Annotated in this window: 22 protein-coding genes; 10 read left to right on the forward strand and 12 right to left on the reverse strand. The window is 67.6% G+C overall.

Annotated features, from left to right (window positions below; all coding sequences use genetic code 11):
* Positions 1-118: 118 nt before the first annotated feature.
* The 7 genes from A9310_RS13810 to A9310_RS13840 are packed head-to-tail and all read right to left on the reverse strand — an operon-like array spanning position 119 to position 7,052.
* A complete protein-coding gene (locus A9310_RS13810) occupies positions 119-1,489 on the reverse strand; it encodes an ammonium transporter (RefSeq protein WP_065631120.1) in 1,371 nt (456 codons plus the stop codon).
* Positions 1,490-1,545: 56 nt separating this feature from the next.
* A complete protein-coding gene (locus tag A9310_RS13815) occupies positions 1,546-2,556 on the reverse strand; it encodes a DUF3445 domain-containing protein (RefSeq protein WP_083207379.1) in 1,011 nt (336 codons plus the stop codon).
* Complete coding sequence (locus tag A9310_RS13820; protein WP_065631121.1) at positions 2,553-3,551, reverse strand: PDR/VanB family oxidoreductase; 999 nt, start codon at positions 3,549-3,551, stop codon at positions 2,553-2,555. The genes A9310_RS13815 and A9310_RS13820 overlap by 4 nt, the downstream gene beginning before the upstream one ends.
* Complete coding sequence (locus tag A9310_RS13825; protein ID WP_065631122.1) at positions 3,548-5,080, reverse strand: DUF3445 domain-containing protein; 1,533 nt, start codon at positions 5,078-5,080, stop codon at positions 3,548-3,550. Before A9310_RS13825 ends, A9310_RS13820 begins: the two co-directional genes overlap by 4 nt.
* Complete coding sequence (locus A9310_RS13830; RefSeq protein WP_065631123.1) at positions 5,077-6,078, reverse strand: PDR/VanB family oxidoreductase; 1,002 nt, start codon at positions 6,076-6,078, stop codon at positions 5,077-5,079. The genes A9310_RS13825 and A9310_RS13830 overlap by 4 nt, the downstream gene beginning before the upstream one ends.
* Entirely contained in the window at positions 6,075-6,659 is a 585-nt protein-coding gene (locus A9310_RS13835) for a dimethylamine monooxygenase subunit DmmA family protein (protein WP_065631124.1), read from the reverse strand. Before A9310_RS13835 ends, A9310_RS13830 begins: the two co-directional genes overlap by 4 nt.
* A gap of 9 nt (positions 6,660-6,668) precedes the next feature.
* The gene (locus tag A9310_RS13840) at positions 6,669-7,052 is read right to left on the reverse strand and encodes an ethanolamine utilization protein (protein ID WP_058252945.1); all 384 of its coding nucleotides are present in this window, start codon (positions 7,050-7,052) and stop codon (positions 6,669-6,671) included.
* A gap of 556 nt (positions 7,053-7,608) precedes the next feature.
* Between A9310_RS13840 and A9310_RS13845 the strand changes: the two genes are divergently transcribed.
* Together A9310_RS13845 and A9310_RS13850 are read left to right on the forward strand one after the other, a co-directional pair.
* On the forward strand, positions 7,609-7,899 hold the full coding sequence (locus tag A9310_RS13845; RefSeq protein WP_065631140.1) for a WhiB family transcriptional regulator: 291 nt from the start codon (positions 7,609-7,611) through the stop codon (positions 7,897-7,899).
* 125 nt (positions 7,900-8,024) lie between these two features.
* A complete protein-coding gene (locus tag A9310_RS13850; RefSeq protein WP_065631125.1) occupies positions 8,025-8,357 on the forward strand; it encodes a hypothetical protein in 333 nt (110 codons plus the stop codon).
* Positions 8,358-8,382: 25 nt separating this feature from the next.
* Here A9310_RS13850 and A9310_RS13855 read toward each other — a convergent pair whose 3' ends face one another.
* Positions 8,383-9,858, reverse strand: a complete 1,476-nt coding sequence (locus tag A9310_RS13855) for an MDR family MFS transporter (protein ID WP_065631126.1) — start codon at positions 9,856-9,858, stop codon at positions 8,383-8,385.
* Between the two features lie 122 nt (positions 9,859-9,980).
* Here A9310_RS13855 and A9310_RS13860 point away from each other — a divergent pair, with 122 nt between their 5' ends.
* Positions 9,981-10,604 carry a TetR family transcriptional regulator gene (locus tag A9310_RS13860; protein ID WP_065631127.1) on the forward strand — a complete coding sequence of 208 codons (624 nt, stop codon included), beginning with the start codon at positions 9,981-9,983 and terminating at the stop codon, positions 10,602-10,604.
* On the opposite strand, the gene A9310_RS13865 is transcribed toward A9310_RS13860, so the two are convergent.
* On the reverse strand, positions 10,601-11,941 hold the full coding sequence (locus tag A9310_RS13865; protein ID WP_065631141.1) for an amylo-alpha-1,6-glucosidase: 1,341 nt from the start codon (positions 11,939-11,941) through the stop codon (positions 10,601-10,603). The two genes, A9310_RS13860 and A9310_RS13865, sit on opposite strands and share 4 nt — an antisense overlap.
* A gap of 85 nt (positions 11,942-12,026) precedes the next feature.
* Here A9310_RS13865 and A9310_RS13870 point away from each other — a divergent pair, with 85 nt between their 5' ends.
* On the forward strand, positions 12,027-12,707 hold the full coding sequence (locus tag A9310_RS13870) for an SDR family oxidoreductase (RefSeq protein WP_065631128.1): 681 nt from the start codon (positions 12,027-12,029) through the stop codon (positions 12,705-12,707).
* A gap of 205 nt (positions 12,708-12,912) precedes the next feature.
* On the opposite strand, the gene A9310_RS13875 is transcribed toward A9310_RS13870, so the two are convergent.
* Entirely contained in the window at positions 12,913-13,302 is a 390-nt protein-coding gene (locus A9310_RS13875; protein WP_065631129.1) for a nuclear transport factor 2 family protein, read from the reverse strand.
* Positions 13,303-13,618: 316 nt separating this feature from the next.
* Between A9310_RS13875 and A9310_RS13880 the strand changes: the two genes are divergently transcribed.
* Genes A9310_RS13880 through A9310_RS13900 form a run of 5 tightly spaced genes read left to right on the forward strand, consistent with a single transcriptional unit; the run spans position 13,619 to position 18,897 of the window.
* Positions 13,619-14,560 carry a hypothetical protein gene (locus tag A9310_RS13880; protein WP_254661259.1) on the forward strand — a complete coding sequence of 314 codons (942 nt, stop codon included), beginning with the start codon at positions 13,619-13,621 and terminating at the stop codon, positions 14,558-14,560.
* The gene (locus A9310_RS13885) at positions 14,557-15,237 is read left to right on the forward strand and encodes a DUF4129 domain-containing protein (RefSeq protein ID WP_065631131.1); all 681 of its coding nucleotides are present in this window, start codon (positions 14,557-14,559) and stop codon (positions 15,235-15,237) included. Before A9310_RS13880 ends, A9310_RS13885 begins: the two co-directional genes overlap by 4 nt.
* Complete coding sequence (locus A9310_RS13890) at positions 15,234-16,526, forward strand: DUF4350 domain-containing protein (protein ID WP_254661260.1); 1,293 nt, start codon at positions 15,234-15,236, stop codon at positions 16,524-16,526. Before A9310_RS13885 ends, A9310_RS13890 begins: the two co-directional genes overlap by 4 nt.
* Positions 16,523-17,605 carry a MoxR family ATPase gene (locus tag A9310_RS13895; protein WP_065631132.1) on the forward strand — a complete coding sequence of 361 codons (1,083 nt, stop codon included), beginning with the start codon at positions 16,523-16,525 and terminating at the stop codon, positions 17,603-17,605. Before A9310_RS13890 ends, A9310_RS13895 begins: the two co-directional genes overlap by 4 nt.
* The gene (locus tag A9310_RS13900; protein ID WP_065631133.1) at positions 17,605-18,897 is read left to right on the forward strand and encodes a DUF58 domain-containing protein; all 1,293 of its coding nucleotides are present in this window, start codon (positions 17,605-17,607) and stop codon (positions 18,895-18,897) included. The genes A9310_RS13895 and A9310_RS13900 overlap by 1 nt, the downstream gene beginning before the upstream one ends.
* Before the next feature lie 811 nt (positions 18,898-19,708).
* Here the strand turns inward: A9310_RS13900 and A9310_RS13905 are convergent.
* Positions 19,709-20,167 carry an Hsp20/alpha crystallin family protein gene (locus A9310_RS13905; RefSeq protein WP_065631143.1) on the reverse strand — a complete coding sequence of 153 codons (459 nt, stop codon included), beginning with the start codon at positions 20,165-20,167 and terminating at the stop codon, positions 19,709-19,711.
* 683 nt (positions 20,168-20,850) lie between these two features.
* Between A9310_RS13905 and A9310_RS26480 the strand changes: the two genes are divergently transcribed.
* The gene (locus A9310_RS26480) at positions 20,851-20,976 is read left to right on the forward strand and encodes a hypothetical protein (RefSeq protein ID WP_259935984.1); all 126 of its coding nucleotides are present in this window, start codon (positions 20,851-20,853) and stop codon (positions 20,974-20,976) included.
* A 510-nt stretch (positions 20,977-21,486) separates the two neighbouring features.
* On the opposite strand, the gene A9310_RS13910 is transcribed toward A9310_RS26480, so the two are convergent.
* Positions 21,487-21,850: integrase core domain-containing protein (locus A9310_RS13910; RefSeq protein WP_254661261.1), on the reverse strand; the 364-nt coding region annotated here is incomplete at its 5' end.

Below are 21,850 nucleotides of genomic sequence, written 5' to 3' on the forward strand. Positions count from 1 at the left end.
GAGCGGTGGGTGTCAATCTGTCCGGCAACGTTTTCCACGTCCTCGGACGCACAGCGCTCGGGGGCCCACCGTCGAACGGTGAACCCCCGAGCAGTTGCCAACCGATGACCGGTATGGATCAGACCCCGGCCGGTGGCGCCGAGGCCGGAGTCGACGGCGGCATCGCCTCCTCCACCTTGTCCGCGGCGCGGGCCGGCGACATGGTCGCGAGTCCGCCGGCGTGACCGACCGAGGCGGCGGGGATCTCGTACGCCGTCTCCGCGTGGACCGCGGTGTCGAGGCCGACCATCTCGGTCTCCTCGTCGACGCGCATGCCGATGAGCTTGTCGAGTCCCTTGGCGATCAGCCAGGTCATCACGAACGAGTACGTGCAGGTGATGACGATGCCGGCGAGCTCACGCCAGACGATGTCCACCGGACCGCCGAACAAGATCCCCTGGACACCGGCCGGCGCGGCCTCGGTGGCGAAGAGCACGATGCAGATGGTTCCGACGATCCCGCCGATGCCGTGCACGGCGAAGGCATCCAGCGTCTCGTCGATCTTGAGCTTGCTCTTGAAGCTCAGCAGGAACGCCACGACCGCCGCGGCGAAGATGCCCACGAGCAGCGCACCGAGCGGTGCCATGCTGCTGGCCGCGGGGGTGATCCCGACGAGGCCCGCGACGGTGCCGGTGATCATGCCGAGCGAGGTGACGTGCCCCTCGCGCCACTTCTCGATGATCGCGAACCCGATCATGCCCGCCGAACCGGCCAGCAGTGTGTTCAGGATGACGGCCTGCGCGAGGAAGTTGGCGCCGAGCGCGCAACTGCCGTTGAACCCGAACCAGCCGAAGAACAGGATGCCGCCGCCCATGATCGTCATCGGCACGTTGTGCGGGCGCTCCATCCGCCGCTTGCGCGCACCGAGCACCACCGCGAGGGCAAGGGCCGCGACACCGGCATTCATGTGGACGGCGGTGCCGCCTGCGTAGTCGACGATCTCGAGATCGTTCAGCAGGAAACCGCCGCTGTAGTTGTCGTCGACGTCGGCCGCGAAGACCCAGTGGGCGACCGGGAAGTACACCACGATGAGCCAGATCGGCGCGAAGACCAGCCACGCCGAGAACTTCATCCGGCCCGCCGCGCCGCTGGCGACGATCGCGATCGTGATGGCCGCGAACAGGATGAACCAGGCTGCGAAGTAGAGCGTCTGGGTGGCGCCGGAAGCGTCGTCGGTGAGCCAGTTGGTCAGGCCGATGTAGTCGGTCGGGTTGCCGATGAGGCCCCACCCGCCCACCGACGGACCGGACACCAGGCCGTGCCCGATCACGACGTACAGGACCGCCGTGATCGCCAGGGTGGACATGACCATCGTCATGATGTTGAGGACGTTCTTCGATCCGACCATGCCTCCGTAGAAGAAGGCCAGGCCCGGGAACATCAGCAGGACGAAGACGAAGGCCGCCAGCATCCATGCCAGGTCGGCATTGGCGGCGAGTATGGGTTCCATGAGCGATCTTTCGGTTCTGGGACTCTACGAGAAGTCGGGTGTTACGGGACCAGGGCTCACGGGCGACTTTGACCGCGGAGGTATGCGACGACGTTGTCGCGATAGTCGAGAAAACCCTTGTAGGCGGCGATGTCCTCGCCGAGCGTCTCGATGACGGTCGCCAATTGACCGGCCCACTCGGGTATGCGCTTCACGTCCTCGAGCGAGGCCATGAATGTCCGGATATTGAACGTCACCGCACCCGACATCGGCAACCGGACGAAGTGTTCCAGCTCGATGCGCAGTCGCGCGCGACCGAAATCGCCGTCGGCGATCATGCCCGCGACGTCGGCCGCCCACTCCGGCAGCTCCTCGAGGCTGACGTCGAGTTTGTGGGAGTCCGACGCCGACAGCGTCCAGTTCACCCTGCGGTACACCTGGTCTGCGGGTAGCCTCCGCAGGAATTGTTCGGCGCGGGCGACGATGCCTTCGCGGAGCATGCGGGGAACGGGCGCGTGGATCTCGTACATGTCCATCCCGACGTCGAAGGACACCGACCACGCGGCGGCGAAGGTGACCACGCCGGCGTCGAAGTACAGGTGCCCGTCGCGTTCGGTGACGAGCAGCAGGTCGTCGGGTACCTCACGCGCCAGGAATTCCATGGGGCCGTAGGGAAGGGTGGCCGGATCACCCAGGACGAACTCCTGATCCGTACCCAGAAGCCGGTTGCACCAACGGAATCGACCGTCACCGTGTTCGGTGAGCTCCATCGCCGCGGGGTAGGCGTGACCGAGATCGCGCAGGTAGTACAACAGCAGATCCCAGGAGGCCAGTTCCATCCCCGGGCGCACACGGACGCGTGTCGGATCGGCGTCGAGGATCCGCCGTCGCTCGGCCATGATCTCCGGATACTCGGCGCCGCCGAGATCGACGAGGTGCCTGCCCCATTCGCCGGCCCGGGTCGGACGCGGAATGCGTGCCGGTTCGACGTTCACGCTGTAGGAGAACTCCTCCATCTCGTCCGGAAACGGCCACGGCAGGTTCGCCAGGTGGTCGACCCGACGGGTCGGGAACGACTCGATGCTCACAGGTCCACCTCGATGTCCTGACCGCGCGAGACACAACACAGCATGGCGTCGCCCACGGTCTTCTCGTCGTCGGTCAGTACGAAGTCGCGGTGCTCGATTCGGCCGCTTCGCACCGGGATTCGGCATTCGCCGCACACGCCTTGGCGGCACAGACTCGGCACCGGGACGCCGTTGTCGAGCAACCGCTGCAGCAGCGACACACCCGGTGGCACGTCGATGCGGAGGCCCGAAGACGCCACCGTCACGGTGAAGGGATCGCCGGGATCCTGTTCGGGGGCGGTGAAACGTTCGAGATGTACTCGCGCGCTGGGCCATCCGGCGTCCTCCGCGAGCCGCGTGTACGCCTCCAGGAGTGACGTGGGACCACAGGCATAGGCGTGCGTTCCGAGCGGCTGCGCCCGCAATCGCTCAGCGATCACCCGCATGGTGGCCGCGGCCCCGGACACCTCGTGCAGCGTCACGGAGGGTTGCATGGCGAGCGCCCGCAGGTCCTCGGTGTGCGCACCGCATCCACGCCGATAGGAGTAGACGATGTCGGCCCGACGCCCGTCCCGAGCGAGGGCACGGGCGTGCGACAGCACCGGAGTGACCCCGATTCCGCCCGCGATCAGCAATGCGCCGCGCTGATCGAGCACCGGCGGGAACATCGAACGCGGACCCTCGATCTCGATGACGGCATCGACGACGAGGTTGTCGTGCAACCAATCCGAACCACCGCCCGCACCACGTCGCAACACCGAGATGCCGTAGCTGGTCGGGTACATCCCGTCGTCGACGAGCGAGTAGGCATTCCGCTGTCCGCCGGCCGAGATGATGAGATGGCTGCCCGGCTGGTACGCGGTCAGGACCGCGTGGGCGTCGTCGACGGGGCCGAACCGGAAATGCGTGACCTCGTCGGTGAGTTGTCGCACGGACATGACACGCATCGGTCGCGGACCGGTGGCATAGGCCGGATGAAGGTGGGCCGGGTACTGCCCTACGGCGACCGCGGTCATTCGTCGCCGCCGACCGCAGAGGCCAGGAAGCTGCCCATCACCGGTGAATGGTGTTCGTGCACCTCGAGATCCCGAGCGCAACCGGGGCACGCGACGACGCCGCCGACAACGGCCTCGGCGCGAAAGGTCTCGCGGCAATGCGCGCAGTAGAGCGGTAGGTCGCGGGTGTGCGTGACATAGCACGACAGTTCGGCCGCCACCGCCCCCGCGTTACGCGCCATGGCGAGTGCCGTCATGACGTCGTACTGCCCGCCGGTGACCAGGACTCGGGTACCGGTGCGGCACTCGTCCAGAGCAGACTGCAACGCCGATCTGTCGACCGCGTCGCCCAGTGAGTCCAGGACCACCAACCGCGTCCCTCCGGCGGCCTCGGCGGCCGCCACCCAGTTCCGTGACACGTGCGCGGCTGCCGGATCGTCGCCGATCGCCACCACGAGGAACGCCGCCCCGGTGGTGTCGACGGCCGGGGGCGAGGCGGGCCACCGCGGCATGCCGGCCCCGGTGGTCTCCTGCGTCGCCGGTGCGGCCGCGCGCAGCCACTGCGCCGCACGATCCCGGAACTTGATGATGCCCTTGTAATCGGCCATGTCACCGGGCAATTCGGCCAACACCTCCGCGGTGCGTCGGCGCCAGACCTCGACGGTGGCGAGTTGCTCGAGCGGAAGCATGTACGTCCGGATGAGGAACATCACCGCACCCGAATCCGGCAGCCGGATGAGGTGTTGCACTTCGACGCGGAGGTGTATCCGCCTGCCGAACTCGTCGTCGGGGACCTGTTGGATGACCTCCCGGTCCGGTCCCCACTTGTGATAGATCTCGGTCGAGACGTCGAGCCTGCGGTCGATCGTCAACGTCCAGTTGGTTCGTCGATACGGCTGATGAGGTTGGAGGCGCTTGAGGAACTCGTGCGCACGGGTGATAACGCCTTCGGGGTGGATGCGCGGCACCGGTCCGTGGATCTCGAGGAAGCTCATCCCGACGTCGAACCCGAAACTCCAATCGGCGGCGAAGGTGACGACCCCGGCATCGACGTGGAGTTGCCCATTGCGCTGATCCAGAAGGGCGATGTCCTCCTGGACCTGAGAGCTGATGTAGCGCAACGGTTCCTCGGGAAGTGACGCCGGGTCACCGTATCGGAAGTGTTGCTCGATCCCGAGGATTTCGTTGTGCCACAACCAGGTGTCGGGTCCGGTCGACGCGAGCCGGAACCCGGGACAGGTCGCGGCGAGCTCACCCATGACGGTCAACATCGCGTCCCACGCGGCCGGGACCATATGCGGCAACACAGCATGGCGGGTGGGATCGGCGGCCAGGATCACCGCGCGCTGATCGATCTCGGTGCGGTACTCCGAATCGATGTCGACCGCCGACGTCCCCCACTCGCCGGCCGCCGTGGTCACCGGGGTCCGGGCCGGCTCGACATTCGTGCTGTAACGATAGCGGTCCTCGGGGAACGGGAACGGGAAGCCCGCGAGGAGATCTGGCGCGACCGTCGTCGTCGCTCCGCCCGGGTCGAGAGTGTCTGTCACAGGGGAACCTCCAGGGTGCTGACGGCCGCGGCGCGCGAGACGCACGGCATGATGGCGTTGCCCGCGTCCTTCTCCTCGGGGCCGAGGTAGAGATCGCGGTGGACCGGGATACCGCCGGCGAGCGGGATGCGGCACTCACCGCACACGCCTTGCCGGCAGAGATTCGGCACGACGATGCCCTCGTTCTCGAGAGCCTCGAGCATGCTCGTCCCCGCCGGTACATCGACCGTCCGCCCGGAAGCGGTCAGCTCCACACGGAAGGGGTCGCCGGCGTCGAGAGCGTCGATCCCGAACCGCTCGAGATGAATCCGCGATTCCGGCCAACCGGCGTCCACCGCCGCAGCAGTGACCGCGTCGATCATCGCCGCCGGACCGCATACGTACAGGTGGGTACCGATCGGCTGGGTACGCAGGGTCTGTGCGAGGCGATCGGCGAAAGAGTGCCGGTCGGTGAACAGTTCGGCACGGGGTCCGGCGAGTGCGGTGACCTCGTCGAGGTGGGCGGCCGCCGAATCACGGAAGACATACAGCACTTGCACATCCCGGCGCCAGCGAGCCGCCGACCGAAGGTGGGACATCATCGGCGTGATCCCGATCCCGCCGGCGATCAGGAGATGTTTACGCGCCCGGGCGACCGGAGCGAACGCGCTGCGCGGCAACCCCACCGACACCGTTGCGCCGACCTCGAGTTCGTCGTGCAACCAACGCGATCCGCCCTTGCCGTCATCGAGTCGGAGCACCGAGATCGAGTAGTGCAACGGATGCGCGCCGTCGCCGGTCAGGCTGTAGGCGTTGGTGAAGGCACCCGCGTGCACGACGACGTGACTGCCCGGGATGTAACCGGGCAGCACGTTGCCGCCGGGGTCGGAAAAGGTGATCGCGCGGATGTCTCGGGCGGGGGCGTCGACAGCCGTGACGACGAGTTCCAGCGTCGTCGCGCCGGCTCCGGGACGCACGACGGACTCGGGGCTGCTCATCTCGGCCACTCCGGTGTTCATGAGGGATCCTTCGTGAGGGTGGGTACCTCGCCTGGTCCGGTTCCCGGACAGGCCGACTGGGCGGTCTCGGCGTCGGCCATGAAACCCAGATATTGTCCGGTTCGACGCGAGACATGGTGGTACACGCGCAGGTCGCGACGGCAACCGACGCACCCGACGATGTCATCGACGGCCGCGGCCGCGCGGGTGACCGATCGGCAGTGTGCGCAGAAGATCTGCACGACGGACTGCGGCGCGGAAGTCAGCGGCACGACGGCGATCTCGTCGTCCTCGAGTCCGGCACCGAGCGCGACCGCGCGCAGTGTCAGTGCCGATCCCGGCTCCGCCGCTATCCAGACTCGCACGCCGACAACGGCTTCGCCGAGGGTGCTGCCGAGCTGGGCGGCGACCGAGTCGGTATCCCCGTGGATACGCGTGGTGGCACGTGGAGGTAGTGATGACTCCCAGCGAGCCAGGGTTTCGGCGACATTCCCGACACCGACCAGGACGTACGAGTTGCCGGTCGGCGCGGGCGTCGTCGCCTCGATCGGTACGCCGGGACGTGCCCACGTCGGCACGCTGGAGAAGTCGATCTGCGACATGGCAGCGACTCAGAGGAGGGTGGCGTCGCGCAACCCGGTGTAGAAGGCGAGCGCGTAGTCGGGGGTGCTGAAGTAGATCTTGGACCCCTTCGGGAAGAAGATCGCGTCCTTGGCCTTGGCCACGGTCTTCTGCCCGGTCTCCTTGTTCTCCAGGAGGAACTCGCCTTCGAGCACGACCTTCATCTCGTCGTATTCGTACTCGTAGTACAGCGGTTCGTCGGTGTGGCGCAGCTCGAAGTACCCGCTGCACATCGGGCTTCCGTCCGGGTTCTCGTAGACGTCGCCGATGAAGCCCTCGGTGCCCGGGTACTCCGCCTCGGGCATCTTCGGCAGATCCTCGTATCCGCCGCTGGTCACGCGGAACTCCAGGGCCTTGGCACTCTCGATGGTCACGATGCTCCTTCACAGGTTCGATCTGGGCGTACTCGCGGGCGGCGGTACGTCGACGACATCCGGGTTCCGCGGCCCAATCGCCGCGACTCCCCGTAGTGGACTTTGTCCCCTGTTATGAAACAAGCGTCGTGTTTCGTAGGTGTGACGGCGCTGTAATGGCGTGCTACGGAACCGGCCCGTCCCGTGCAGGGCGATCGGACGGGCACGCAGGCATCGACCCGCTGGTGCTCACCGTTTCGGCCCCTGGTCGGTCGGGTACCGCGGTCGGCAAGCCGGTTCCGCCGCATGCGAGCGACCCGGCCCAGGCGCCCGGTTGAGAACCCAGCCGGGCGCCGTCTCATGTCTCCACTCCGCGGGCCTGCCAGGCACGACTGCGACCGCGCGGCAACGTGATTCACGATCGGTGTTGCACCTTCGACCAGACTCTGACAACATACGTTCTCAGTTTGATCGGAGGGATCAATGGGCCATCGGCGTCAGTGGGTGACGGTTGCCGGCGCAACCAGCACGACAGGTTGTGGACGAAGTGCGCGTCGGTGTCGGCGAGGTGCCTGACATGCGACCCACGTGTACCTCGAACCCGGACGCCTGGTTCCCGGAGCAGGCCGCCGGTGCCCGGAGCCTGGCCAATCGGCACGCTGTCGACGGGTGCGTCCGCTGTCCGATCCGTTCGCGCTGCGCCCGCCTCGCCCTGGACGATCCGACCCACCTGACCGGGATCTGGGCGGGTGTCTACGTGCCGCCGCCGGGCAACCAGCACCGGGCCCGTACCCATGCACTGAATAGATTGCGGTCCATCGGCTTTCCGCACGCACACCCGAACGAAGAGCACCGGACGACGGCCTGACCCGACGATGCGGTGGCACTCGCACACGACATCGGCCCGGGTGCGGCGACTACCTGAGAGGTAGTGGCTCTCACGACGTCTGACGCCGACACTGGGATCACGACGATCCGCAGAGGAGGTGTCCGATGACCGACCGACCGGCCGTCGTCGGCAGAAGGCCCGCTGCACTCCTCGCGCCCACGGGCTCGAGTCCGCGGTGGCTGACCGCGGWCATGCGGTGCGACCGCGCCCTGTCCTCGTGGTTCATCGGGGCGGGCTTCTTCTTCGCGCCGGTCTTGTTGATCCTCGACCCGTGGCCTGCCGCCGTCGTGATCGCCTGGGTGGCGATCTCGGTGTCCGGGCTGTGGCTTGGTCTGCTCGGCGTCTTCATGGCCGCCGGCCTGGCGCAGGTGCTGCGCGCCGGCGACGAGATCCCCGACGAGTTCTGGTCCGGTCTGCTGGATTACCGGATCCGGTGAGCCGGCCGGGCCGACGGTCGAGCGGCTAGGCCGACTCGGCGGCCCGGGCCGCCGGCGCACCCGTTCGGCCACGGACGAGCGCGGCCGCTGCGATGAGCACAAGCGACAGGCAGGCCGCGACGACGAAGGCCAGATGAATGCCGTCGGCCCCCGCCTGCAGCGGGTTCACCCCGTCGTCGATGGCCGACTGTGTACCCCGGGACATCAGCGTGATGAACAGCGCGGTGCCTGCCGCTCCCGCGACCTGCTGGATGGTGCTGACGGTCGCGCTGCCGTGCGAGTACAGCTCGGGACTCAGCGATCCCAGCGCCGAGGTCATGAGCGGTGTCAGACCGAAAGCGATACCAGCACTGAGGATCACGTGAGCCGCGATCACCATGCCCAACGACGACCCGGCGTCGAGCGTGGTGAGCAGCCACGTGCCGGCACTGACGGCCACAGTGCCCGGTAGCACCAGTGGTCGTGCACCCACCTTGTCGAACAATGCGCCGACGAACGGCGCCAGCAGACCCATCACCAGGCCACCGGGCAGGAGCACGAGGCCGGTGGTCAGGACGTCCTTGCCCATCACGTTCTGCAGGAAGAGGGGTAGCAGGATGAGTGCGCCGAAGAGCGTCAGCATGAACCCGGCCATCAGCACGACGGCCAAGCGGAACGGTGCGATCGCGAAGGTCCGCAGGTCAAGCAGCGCCAATCCCCGACCGGCGAGTTTGAGCTGCCGCACGACGAACAACGCGAGCGCGACGGCGCCGATGGCCAGCGGTACCCACGGCGGGATCGGGGCGTGCCCACCCGCCGACTCCCCGATGCTGCTGAGACCGTAGACGACACCGCCGAAGCCGAGAGCCGACAGCGGGACCGAGATGAGGTCGAGCTGCGCGGGCCGCCGTTCGGTGACGTTGCGGACGAACACCCCGCCGAGGATCAGCGCACCGATCGCGATGGGCAGCACGATCCAGAACATGGCTCGCCAGCTGAGGGACTGCAGGATCAGGCCGGACACCGTCGGACCGACGGCCGGCGCGACGGCGATGACGATGGAGACCAGTCCCATCGTGCGGCCACGATTCTGCTCCGGGACGACGTTCAAGATCGTCGTCATCAGGAGCGGGACCATGAGCGCGGTGCCGGACGCCTGCACCACGCGGGCGACGATCAGGAGTTCGAAGCCCGGCGCGAGGGCGGCGGCGAGGGTGCCGATCGTGAACAACGTCATCGCCGCGATGTAGATCGAACGCAGGGTGAATCGCTGCATCAGGTAGCCGGTGATCGGGATGACGATCGCCATCGTCAGCAGGAACCCGCTGGTGAGCCATTGCGCGGTGGCGGCGGTGATCTCGAGGTCGGCCATCAGGGTGGGCAATGCGACGCTCAGGATCGTCTCGTTCAGGATCACCACGAAGGCCGCGACCAGCAGGACCCCGATGAGCAGCACGGCGCTGCGATCCGTGCCGGTGTCGGTGCGGTTGTCGGTGCCCGGGAGGGCGGCGTTCTCGGTCACTGTCGTTCTCTCATCGCTGTGGTGGTCCGGGTCGATCACACGGCGACGCTACCGGAAAGTGGCAGCGCCTGCCAGAGTGGCACCGACTGACATATCGGCGGGTCGACCGCTAGTCTCGACCCATGCCGGAACCCTCCGAGACCGGCGGGTTGCGGGCCCGCCGTCGAGATGCGACGCGCCTGGAGATCCACGAGGCCGCAGTGGAACTGTTCGAGCGCAACGGATTCGACGAGACGACGGTCGACGAGATCGCCGCTGCCGCCGGGGTCTCACCGCGCACGTTCTTCCGGTACTTCCCGACCAAGGAAGAGTGCGTGCTCTTCGACCGCTTCGGTTTCGACCAGGCACTCGACGACCATCTGGCCGGCATCGACCCCGATGCCCTGTCGCTCGCCGACATCGAGGGCGTCTACCGGCAGCTCCTGGAGGGGTTCGGTGATCGCAGCGACGACGTGTCCGCCCATTTCATGCGCGTGCAGAAACTCGTACTCGCGACACCCACCCTGAGCCGAGCCGCCCTCGGCCGCTACGCCGACAAGTCACGCCGACGGCCCGAGGCCCTGGGCGACCGCAGCTCGGCGCGAACCCGCGGTCAGCTACGGATGATCCTGGAGATCGCCAATCTCGAGGTGCAGTGCGCCTTCGAGGAGTGGGTAGAGATCAACGAGCGGCCCGGGTCGTCGGGGACGCCCCGGCCGCTGGTGGACGTCTACGACGACGTGTGCCGTCGGATGCGGGAGCTCTAGTCGAGCCAGTCGAGCACCGACGCCGCGGTCCAGCTCTGCTGCATGCTGCCGAGCGGCTCCCCGGTGAACGGCTCGTAGTACTCGGCGAACGTCCCGTCGGTGGCCTGACGGAGTCCTTCCTCGCGCAGGCGCGCCGACCGCTCGGTCCAGCCGCGGCGGGCGAACGCCCAGCTGAAGAGCCAGGTCATCACCGGCCAGACGGGCCCGCGCCAGTACTCGCGCGGGCGGAAGTCGGCCGAGATCGGTGACGTCGACGGCGGGACCGCGTACCGCAGATCCGGGTGGCCGCAGTAGCGCGGGCCGTCGAAGAGTCGCAGCAGCGCGCGTTCGCGGTCCCGGGAGAGGCCGCCGCACAGCAGCGGCGCGAACACCGCGATCGTCTCGGTGTTGATCCACGAGTTCGCGCGCAGGTCGAAATCCCTTGCGGCACCGTTCCGGTCGTTGGCGGCGGACACGACCCCGGCCCGGAACCGGTCAGCCCACGCGCGGAGATCCCGCACGTCCGACCGCGGCTTGGAGTAATCCTCGCCGATCGTCGCCAGCACGTCGCAGGCAACGGCGAAGATCGCGCTGACGAACACATCCTCGACGGCGAAGCTCATCACCTTCGGGAGCAATTCGTCGTCGTAGTTCGCCCGCTTCATCTGCTCGACGAGCCAGATGTAACGGTCGTACTCGAGGTCGGTGGGTCGCATCGAGAAATCGTCGACGTGATCGAGGTCGGCGCGTCGGTACGGGGGGAGGTCCACCCCGGGAATCACGTTGGCGTATGCGGAATCCCAGCGTGGCGAGTTGTCCATCCCCGACTCCCAGCCGTGGAAGATGGTGATCCGCCCCCGGCCGTTGGGGTCCCGCGCGTGTGCCAGCCAGCGATGCCATCGCACCAGGGAACTCCAGCGCCGGTCGATGAACTCGTTGGCGACGGCGCGCGTGGTGCGACCGTGGCGTCGGGAATGGTCGAGGATGCGCTGCACCGCGATCGCATGCACCGGCGGCTGGGTGATACCGGACGTGTCGGGGAAGTCGGGCGCGCACTCGGCGAGGCGGGCGCACTCCCAGCGAGCCGGCCCCGGGAAGTAGCCGTCGCGGCCGTTCGCGAAGACGATGTGCGGAATCATCCCGTTGCGCCACTGCGCCGACAGCAGGGTGTCCATCTCGATGACGGCCCGCTCCACCGACAACGGTGCGAGACCGACCGTGACGAACGCCGCATCCCAGCTCCACATGTGCGGATACAACTTGGGCGCAGCGCTTGTCATCGTGCCCAGGTCATTGCCTCGGAGCAGGTACGCGGCACGTGCCGACAGCTGCGTTGGGGTGAATCCGTACCTGGCCACGTCGACGATTGTGCCCCGCGACGTCGGCGTCTGCTCATCGAGCCCGACGGGGCTGCCACCCACGGATTCGCAGTAGGGTCGAGAGGTGCCCACCGCGTTGATCACCGGGGCGAGCCGCGGCCTCGGAGCCGAGATCGCCCGCCAGCTCGCGCCCACCCACGACCTCCTGCTCGGCGGACGACCCTCCCCCGAACTCGATCGGCTGGCGACCGAACTCGACGGCGCGAGCACCTTCGCCGTCGACCTCACCGACTACGACGAGGTCGAAGCCGCGGTCGAGGCGATCACCGAGCTCGACGTCCTCGTCCACAACGCCGGAGTAGCCAGCAGTCTCGAGCACGTCGCGGAGACGCCGGTCGAGGAATGGCGTCACATCCTCGAGGTGAATCTCATCGCGGCCGCCGAGCTGACGCGGCTGCTGCTCCCCGCTCTGCGAGCGGCTGCGGGCCACGTCGTGTTCATCAACTCCGGCGCGGGACGTCGGGTCAACCCCGGATGGACCCCCTATGCAGCAAGCAAGTTCGCGGCGCGGGCGCTCGCCGACGGGCTGCGTGTCGAGGAACCGACCCTCCGGGTGACGTCCGTCTTCCCCGGCCGCATCGACACCGACATGCAGCGCGACATCGTCGCCATCGAAGGAGACGAGTACGACGGGTCGCGGTTCCTGCATCCCGCGACCGTCGCCCGAGCAGTCGTACACGCCATCGCCACCCCGGCCGACGCCCACCCCGAAGAAATCGTGCTGAGGCCGACGGGGCGGGGCTGACCCTTCCTGAGCGTCCGTATTCTCTGCTCCCTGAGGTGCGAGCGAAGCGAGCCACGAAGGGCCCGCAAGACGTCTGGGGGATCGCTAGAAACCGCCGTCCACCAGGCCCTTCGTGGCTCGTCGCTTGCGCTCCTCGCACCTCAGGGAGCAAGGCTGACTCGCCCTCCGCAAGCTCCGGGCTCTCTCAGGAGCGGAGGGATCGCGGTCAGAGTTGCTTGAGATCCGACTGCTGCCAGACCGCGCGCATCGTCGACACCTTGCCCTCGGCGTCGAAGACCATGATGTCGACGGGGGTGATCTCGAAGGCGAGTCCGGCGGTCTTGGTGACCAGGGTGAACTCGAAGACCGCGGTGTCGCCGGCGATCTTCTTCCACTTGAGCGTCGCGGTGCGCTCGTCCATACCGGTGATCACCGAGTAGAACTCCACCAGCTGCTCGCGGGTGTCGCGGATGTCCGCGCCGATGGGGTCTTCGACGGTCGCGTCCGCGGCGTAGAGGTCGGCGATCTGCTCTGCGGTACCCGAGTTGAGCAGCTCGATATAAGAGTCGACGGCCGCGTCGATCTTCTCGGCGAGCCCGGCTTGTTCCACGGTCATGAATCCTCCAGAAAAGTAGAACGTGTTCTAATTCGGCACGGTAGCACGGCGTCCGTCAACCGGTGGATGATTTCGGTGCCCGGTCGGAGTTGTTTGATACGTTCGCCGCACAGTTTCCCCGCGTGCGGAAAGGCCGGTGCACCTCTCGATGACCGAGCCGCCGCGCGTACCTCCACCACCGTCCGGCGAGCCCCCGTGGCAGCCGCCCGTCGTCTCCGACGAGTGGAGCCCGGTGCCAGATGCGGGACCGCCGCAGGGTCCACCCACACCGCGGCCGCCTACCGTGCCCGGACCGCAGCCGCAATGGGGTTCGGCGATGTCGACCCCACCTGGCTCGAGTGCTCCCCTTCCGGGGAACGGGTGGGCGGGGTGGATGCCGCCACGACGGCCGACGCCCGTCAGCGCACTGCTGCAACAGATCTTCTCGACCACGTTCGCGGCACCGCGTGTCTTCCTGGGCCTCGTCGGCGTGAGCTGGGGCGCGGCGGCGGCACCAGTCGCGCTCATCACCTGGTGGCTGGTGAGCGCCGAACCGACCCTCGACGACCCGGACGACTGGGCGAGCCTGGCACCGGTCACCGCGTTCGTCCTCACTGTCTTTGCGCAGTGGGCCGTCATGACGGGCGCACTCAGCGGTCTCGCCGCCCGTCCCCTGGCCCGCCTGCGCGCCGGGTCCGTACCGACGCTCGACGACGCCCTGCGCGCGGGTCGCCGGTCCCTCGCCCGACTGTCGGGGTGGACCGCCCTCCTGGGACTCGCCGTCGCGGCGGCGTTCACCCCGGGCATCGCACTCCTCGGTCTGGGCATCGCCTCCGACGGAATCGTGCTGATGGCCGGGAGTTTCCTCGTCTTCCTCGTCGCGCTCATCCCGGTGACGTGGTTGCTCGTACGCACGGTGTTCACGGCGCCTGCGATCGTGGTCGACGGCCTCTCCGTGCGAGGCGCGATCGCCCGCTCGGGGGCGTTGTCGGCGGAGCGGTTCTGGCGGACCTTCGGCATCCTGGCGGTCATGGCCGTGCTGGCGTGGGTCGCGATGACGACGATGATGTACCCGTTCGATCTCCTCGGATCGATCGCCGGCGTGTGGTTCGACGACTGGGACGCCGATGCCACCGAGACCGTCGTCGCGGTGATCGGCACCGTCGTGGCGTCGATGGTCGTGCAACCGGTACTGACCGTCGTCCCGGCCGTCCTCTACGACGATGCACGCGCCGAGGCGGCCCCGACGCCGTTCTTCTCCGGACAGGGCGACCGGTGATCGGAGTTCTCGCTGCGCCATTGGACCCCGGCAACGACGAAGCACGCCGGTGGGCCGAGGAGGAGCTGTCCGACTCCGAGTATCAACCGCCCGAACCGTCGTGGTTCGACCGCTTCGGTGAGCGGCTCTGGGAGTGGATCGCCGACAACGTTTTCGGCTGGTTCGGCGGCTCCGACACCCTTCGGGGCATCGTGATCGTCGTGGCGATCGCCCTCGTCCTCGGGCTCGTCGTCGCGGTCGTCCGGCATCTCCGACGCAACCCACGACTTCCCCGCGCCACCGCTGGCCCGCCAACGGGGTCGGTGCTGACAGGTCCGGCTCGGTCCGCGGCCGACTTCCGGTCCGACGCCGACGCCGCCTTCGCCGCGGGCCGGTACGACCAGTGCGTGCTCGCCGCCGTCCGCGCCATGGCACGTCGGGGTATCGAGCGCGGTCTGCTGGCCGATGAACCGTCTCTGACCGCCCACGAAGTCGCTGTCGACCTCGGACCCCGATTTCCCACCTACGACTCCGGATTGCACACGGCGACAGACCTGTTCGACGCCATCGCCTACGGCGACCGACACGCATCAGCCGAATCCGCGCGCGCGGTCCTCGACATCGAGCGCGGGGTCTCGTCCGCACGACCAGTCGACGAGGACGCGGTCCGGTCGAAGCGACTGGCGGTGCCCCGGTGACCGGCACCGTGCAGGCGACGCCATCCGGGCCCGTCGCGTCGACGCCGATGCGACCGGCGCCCGCGAAGAACAAGACGCCGGCGTGGATCTGGGTGACCATCGTGCTGGTGGTGGTCGTCGTGGTCGCCGGCGTCGGACTCCTCGGTGTCACGGCACTCACCGGGGTGCAGGGCACGCCCGGTCCCGGCGTCAGCTACGACCCCGACAACGCCCAACCCACCGGATCGCGCGCTCTCGCTCAGATCCTCGACGACCGCGGGGCCGACCTCAGGCAGGTGCGCGGCCTCGCGGAGTTCACCGATGCCCCACGTCCCGGCCGCGGGACCACGGTGGTGGTGAGCTCGACCTCATCGCTCAATCCCGGTACTACACAACAGTTCCGAGAGCGCGTGCAGGACGCCGACCGCGTGATCCTGATCGCGCCAGACACCACCGTGCTCACCGCGCTCGACCTGCCCGTCACGTCCGGCTACGGCGCCGGCCCGGCAGCGGTCCCCGCGGGTTGCCGCACGCCCGGCATCGACGAGACCGACGTCGTCGACTTCAGTCCGTTCGGATACTCACCGACCTCGCCCGCGGCCACGGCCTGCTTCACGTCCGACGGGACATCGAATCTGGTCGTGATCCCCCGCACCACCGACCGTCCCGAATTCGTCGTCATCAGTGGCACAATGCTCACCAACGAGCAACTGGCACAGCAGGACAACGCCGGCGTCACCGTGCGGGTATTCGCGAGGTCCGACGAGATCCTCTGGTACGTGCCCTTCTTCACCGATCAAGTCGCGACCGAGGACGAGGAGTCCGACATCCCGGCCGCGGTCGGGCCGCTCATCGTGTTGAGCGTCTTCGCAGTTCTGGCCCTGATGTTGTGGCGGGGCAGGCGATTCGGCCCGCTGGTCACCGAACCGCTCCCGGCGGTCGTCAAGGCGGTCGAGACCACCCGGGCGCGGGGCCGGATGTATCACCGCGCTGGAGCCGACGCGCGCGCCGCGGCGGCGCTGCGCATCCACACGTTGGGTTCGCTGGCGTCGTATCTGGGACTTCCGTTCGACGCCGCCCGTGCCACAGACGCACTGTCGCGACCCGACTGGGACACCGTCGTCGCGTCGACCGAGAACTCGGACCCGATGGTGTCGGCGATCGTCCTCGCCGTGGTGGGGGCGACGCACCGCGATCTGGGCGAGGTCCGGTCGCTGCTGTCCGGTCCGCTCCCCACCACCGACACCCAGCTCGTGCACATCACCGCCGAACTGACCAACCTCGAGAAGGAAGTCCGACACACGCCATGACCGTCGACCCGTCCCGCAACCCAGGCCCCGGTCCGTTCGCCCCGGACGCATCCTCACACGCCGACCCGCTCGCCAAGGCACCTGCCGGGCCACCACCGGAGCACGCCCACCACCGACCCGGCGCAGCGCCGAACCGCGCCCGCGATGCGCTCGGGGCCGTCCGCGGCGAGGTCGGGAAGGCCGTCGTCGGCCAGGACCCGGCGGTGGCGGGCATCCTGATCGCGCTGCTCTGCCGCGGGCACATCCTGCTCGAAGGCGTTCCCGGCGTGGCCAAGACGCTGCTCGTCCGGTCGGTGGCGGCCGCGCTCGATGTGGAGACGAAGCGCGTGCAGTTCACCCCCGACCTCATGCCCGGTGATGTCACCGGCTCACTCGTGTTCGATTCCGCCAGCTCCGAATTCACGTTCCGCGAGGGACCGGTGTTCACCAATCTCTTGCTGGCCGACGAGATCAACCGCACCCCGCCGAAGACACAGGCGTCGTTGCTCGAGGCGATGGAGGAACGGCAGGTCACCGTCGACGGGGATCCCCGCCCGCTGCCGAGCCCGTTCCTCGTCGCGGCGACGCAGAACCCTGTCGAGTACGAGGGCACCTACCCGTTGCCCGAAGCCCAGCTCGACCGCTTCCTGCTGAAGGTCACCCTGCCGCTTCCGCCGCGCGACGACGAGATCACCGTGCTGACGCGGCACGCCTCCGGTTTCGATCCGCGGAATCTGTCCGCCGCCGGCCTCCGTCCGGTCGCTTCGGCCGCCGACATCGAGGCCGGCGCCGAGCAGGTCCGCCGGGTCACGGTCGCCCCGCAGGTCACCGCCTACATCGTCGACATCGCCCGGGCCACCCGATTCTCGCCGTCACTGGCCCTCGGCGTCAGTCCGCGCGGCGCAACCGCACTGCTCGGCACGAGCCGGGCATGGGCGTGGCTGAACGGCCGCGACTTCGTGACCCCCGACGACGTTCAAGCGCTCGCCCAATCGACGCTCGCGCACCGCCTGTCGTTGCGCCCGGAGGCCGAACTCGAAGGGGTGTCGGTGGGTTCGGTGCTCGACGCCGCGATCAACTCGGTGCCCGTCCCCCGCTGATGTTCCTCACCGGCCGCTTTCTGATCCTGGTGCTGCTCGGTGCGGTGCCCATCCTGATATGGCCGAACTACTTCGTCCCCGTGCTGTGGGCGCTGTTCTGCATCCTGCTCGCCTGCCTCGACATCGCGCTGGCAGGGTCCACGAAATCGATCACCATGTCGCGGTCGGCACCCGGCCCGATCCGGCTCGGCCAGAGCACGACGTGCGCGATCGCGGTCACCAACCACGGCTCTCAGACGTTCCGCGGAGTGCTGCGCGACAGCTGGCAGCCCTCGGCGGGTGCGTCGTCGAACACCCACCGCGTCAGCATCCCCCGCGCGGAGACCCGCTCGGTGACAACGACTCTCACCCCCACCCGGCGCGGTGACCGACTCGCGGTCCGGGTCGCCGTCCGCCGGGTGGGTCCCCTCGGCCTCGCCGGACGTCAACGGTCGGTGCCGCTCCCGGGCCGAGTCCGCGCACTCCCGCCCTTCGATTCGCGGCGGTTGCTGCCGTCACGGTTGGCCCACCTGCGTCAGCTCGACGGTCGGTCGGCAGTGCGCGTGCGCGGTCAGGGCACCGAATTCGATTCCCTGCGTGACTATGTCGAAGGTGACGATGTCCGCAGCATCGACTGGCGGGCCACCGCCCGGCGTCGTTCGACGGTGGTCCGCACCTGGCAGCCGGAGAAGGATCGGCACATCGTCATCGTGCTGGACACCTCTCGGACATCGGCCGGGCGCGTGGGCGACACACCTCGACTCGACGCCGCGATGGATGCCGCGTTGCTGCTGGCAGCGCTCGCGTCGCATGCCGGCGACCGGGTCGATCTGATCGCCGGCGACCGGCGGGTCCATCGACGGGTGGTCGGCGTCGGTCGCACGATGCTGCTCAACAGCCTCGTCACTGCGATGGCGGATCTCGAACCCGCTCTCCTGGAGGCGGATTGGCCGCTGCTCGGAGCCGAGGTCGCCAAGATCGGGCGCCAGCGCGCGCTTCTGGTCCTGCTCACCCCGCTCGAACCCGCGGCGGTCGAGGAATCGCTGCTCCCCCCGCTGTCGGTGCTGGCGCAGCGCTACAAGGTCATCATCGGCTCGGTCGCCGACCCCGCCCTCGACGACATGCTCACCGAGCGGGACGACGCCACCCAGATCTACGACGCCGCCGCCGCAGCCCGCACGCTCACCCTGCGGGACCGAACCGCCACCGCGGTGGGCCGGCTCGGCGTCGACGTGGTGGACGCGGCGCCCGACAAGCTGCCCGCCAAGCTCGTCGATCACTATCTGTTGCTCAAATCGCGAGGGTTGCTCTGACCTGGGCGATTCACACTCTTCGAGGGTGTCCACCTGGCGACCACTTTCATAGACACCGGGAGTCGAGAGGGAGGGATCGACACGCGTAGCTACCACCTGCGCAGTCACTCAGGATGTGGAAGCCGTGTCCTCCCAACTTGTTTCCACTCGTCCTCGTCTTTCGCCGATGCTCTACCTTCTGTCGACTGAAGTGCTGCATATCGCTGCCCAAATATGTCGGGCTTGCCAAGAGCCACCCGAGGAATGAACCTGGGCTGCCCACCTCACTCCGGGTCATGCCACGCCACGTTCGAGGCGTGACACCGATCACGGCAGTACCAGCGATCCGCACAGATCCATCAGTCGAACTGAATATGGACAAGGATGGCACTCGGCCGACGGGGAGGACGGCGGGTGTCATCCTTGTCCACTTCTCTGCCTGCCATCGCCCAGAGCCCGGCACCGCCAACCCTTTCGACTCCCGGACGCAGGCGTCTTTCAGAAGCTCTCAGATCGAGGTGGGCGGGCCACGCTGCCGCCCACCTCGCCTCACCACTCGGTGTCGCGGCCGCAGGTGCGCGATGCGAGCGGCGGTTCGGCTTGAACCAGGTACCCGGCGCCGAACGGTGGCGACCCCGCACGTGAGGGTAGGTAGCACCTGTTGCGGATCGCCGACCTGCGCGAAGACAGCATCGATTTCAGCGGCCAGCCAGGTGTCTTCGGCGTCGATCACGTCGACACATCCGGCTGGCGACGCAGCCGTGACGCAGCCCATCATCATCTCAGACCTCCCGGTACTGGGGTGACAGTGACGAACCACCTCCCCGGTCAGTCAGCCCGAGGCCGCCTCGGAGCCGGCGGTGATCTCCTGACGTCCGTCGCCGGAATGCTCGATGGCCACCTTGCGAGGCTTGGCTCTCTCGGCCACCGGGATCGTCACCGTGAGCACACCGTTGTCATAGGCAGCAGAGATCTTCGCCGGATCGACACCCTCACCCAGAGTGATCTGCCGACGATAGGTGCCGGCGAAACGCTCGTTGGCCAACCACTGCACACCCTCATCCGAGAGTGCGCTGCGATGCGCCGACAAGGTCAACACCCCGTTGTCGACGTTGAGATCGATCGAACCAGGATCAGCACCAGGCAGGTCGGCAATCAACGAATAGTGGTCGTCGACCTTGTACACATCGATCGGCATGAATCGCGGTGTACGTCGGCCAGCGCCGGACTCGCCGGTGAGAAGTCCTCGAGCCCAGTCATCAACCATGGAGAACGGATCGATACCCAGCATCGCAAACACCTCCTTGATCCACGGGTGCCGCCACGCTGACGGCACCACATCAACCATCACTGCGCGCCATCAGATTAGCACTCAACGCCAGTGAGTGCCAAGCATCTTTTCGATGATCAACGCACTCAGTCCTCCACCGGCACAACAGCACTCGACCCAAGAGCAGAGCAGTAGCCCGCTTTCGACATCGGGTGGCGATTCACCCAGACGAGTGCTATCTAGGAACACGACGTTCACCCCCGGCACGTTCCGACGACATGACCCAGGAAGGACCCAACCGATGTCGGCCCCCGCCCCTGAACTTCACCCGATCGTCTGGCCCGACCCCAGCCCGCTGCAGCACTGGTGGACCCACGTCATGGGCCGGCCACGTCTCCACCCGGATCAATCCGAAACACCGGTACCAGCCACACCCGGCACCCATGACCAGCAACGACGCACGCCCGGCCCGGCATTGACCGCCAGCATGGGTGCCCGCGGCCGCCACAGCATGCCTCGACAGCAGCTGGCTTCCGCTCGACGGCGCTGACCGCGTCACACACCTCTACGGCCGGGCCACGCCTCCCAACGCACAGCGACATGACCCCCGACCTCAGGGTGCGTTCTGTTCACGCGCGGGACGGGCATTGGCCCTACGACGACTCTTGCTGTCCCACAACGCCAACTTGATCGAACTTGCAGTCATGACATCCCGCAGCCTCACATTTCACCGTTACACCCCGCCCACCCCACATCACGACCTACGGTGGGCCCTGGCCTACCTCATCACCCTGGCCGCCATCCTTGTATTCCTCACCACGTTGCAGTGACACCTCGATCTCCTGGCGGGCTGGGCAACCCGACAACGGGTGACGGCAGCGGCGTACCCGCCGCGACACTGTCACGCCGCACACGTAACGTCCGATGACCGGTCGTAGATCGGTGTCGCATCGGCCCTAGTAGATCCCGAAACACACTGCGCTAGAGCACTTTCGAAACACATTGAGCAGGACATCAGAAGGAAGGTCAGACGCGTATGGTGAGCCTGGGTGGTCTTGTCATGCCGGTCGCTGTGATGGTCGCCGCGTTGGTCATGGAAGCAGTGCAGAAACGCATACACCCCTATACGCCCGACGACGACGTCCCACGCCTCTGACAGACCGGGCGCGCCCATCCTGGCCACGGCCTTTCTGCTAGCAGCGGCGGGACCACCTCTGGCAAAGCGGTTTCGGGGCCGGCTTCCGACTGATCTCCGCAGGACGACTCTGGCACTGAGTGTCTAATACCCTGTCCAGCAGCGATTCACAACCTGAATCGCCCCGGGTTTGCTGGAGGCTCGGTTAGTTGGTTCCAGCGTTTGCGGGGACCGGGTTCTCACGGTAGCTGGTGACGGTGTGGGTCGACCGGTAGGCGCTCTCGTACTCGACGGGTGGGACGTGTCCGATCTCGCCGTGCAGGCGGCGGTGGTTGAACCATTCGACGTACTCAGCGACGGCGATCTCGACCTCGCCCACACCTGCCCAGCCGCCTCGCGGGCGCATCACGGGGTTACGGATGCATTCGGCTTTGAACAGCGAGTTGAACGCCTCAGCCATCGCGTTGTCGTATGAATCCCCTTTGGAGCCAACAGATGTCACCGCTTCGGCTTCGGCCAGTCGTTCGGTGTAGCGGATGGCTCGGTATTGCACTCCGCGGTCGGAGTGG

The sequence above is a fragment of the Gordonia sp. UCD-TK1 genome (assembly GCF_001691435.1).
GTDB classification, from domain to species: domain Bacteria; phylum Actinomycetota; class Actinomycetes; order Mycobacteriales; family Mycobacteriaceae; genus Gordonia; species Gordonia hongkongensis.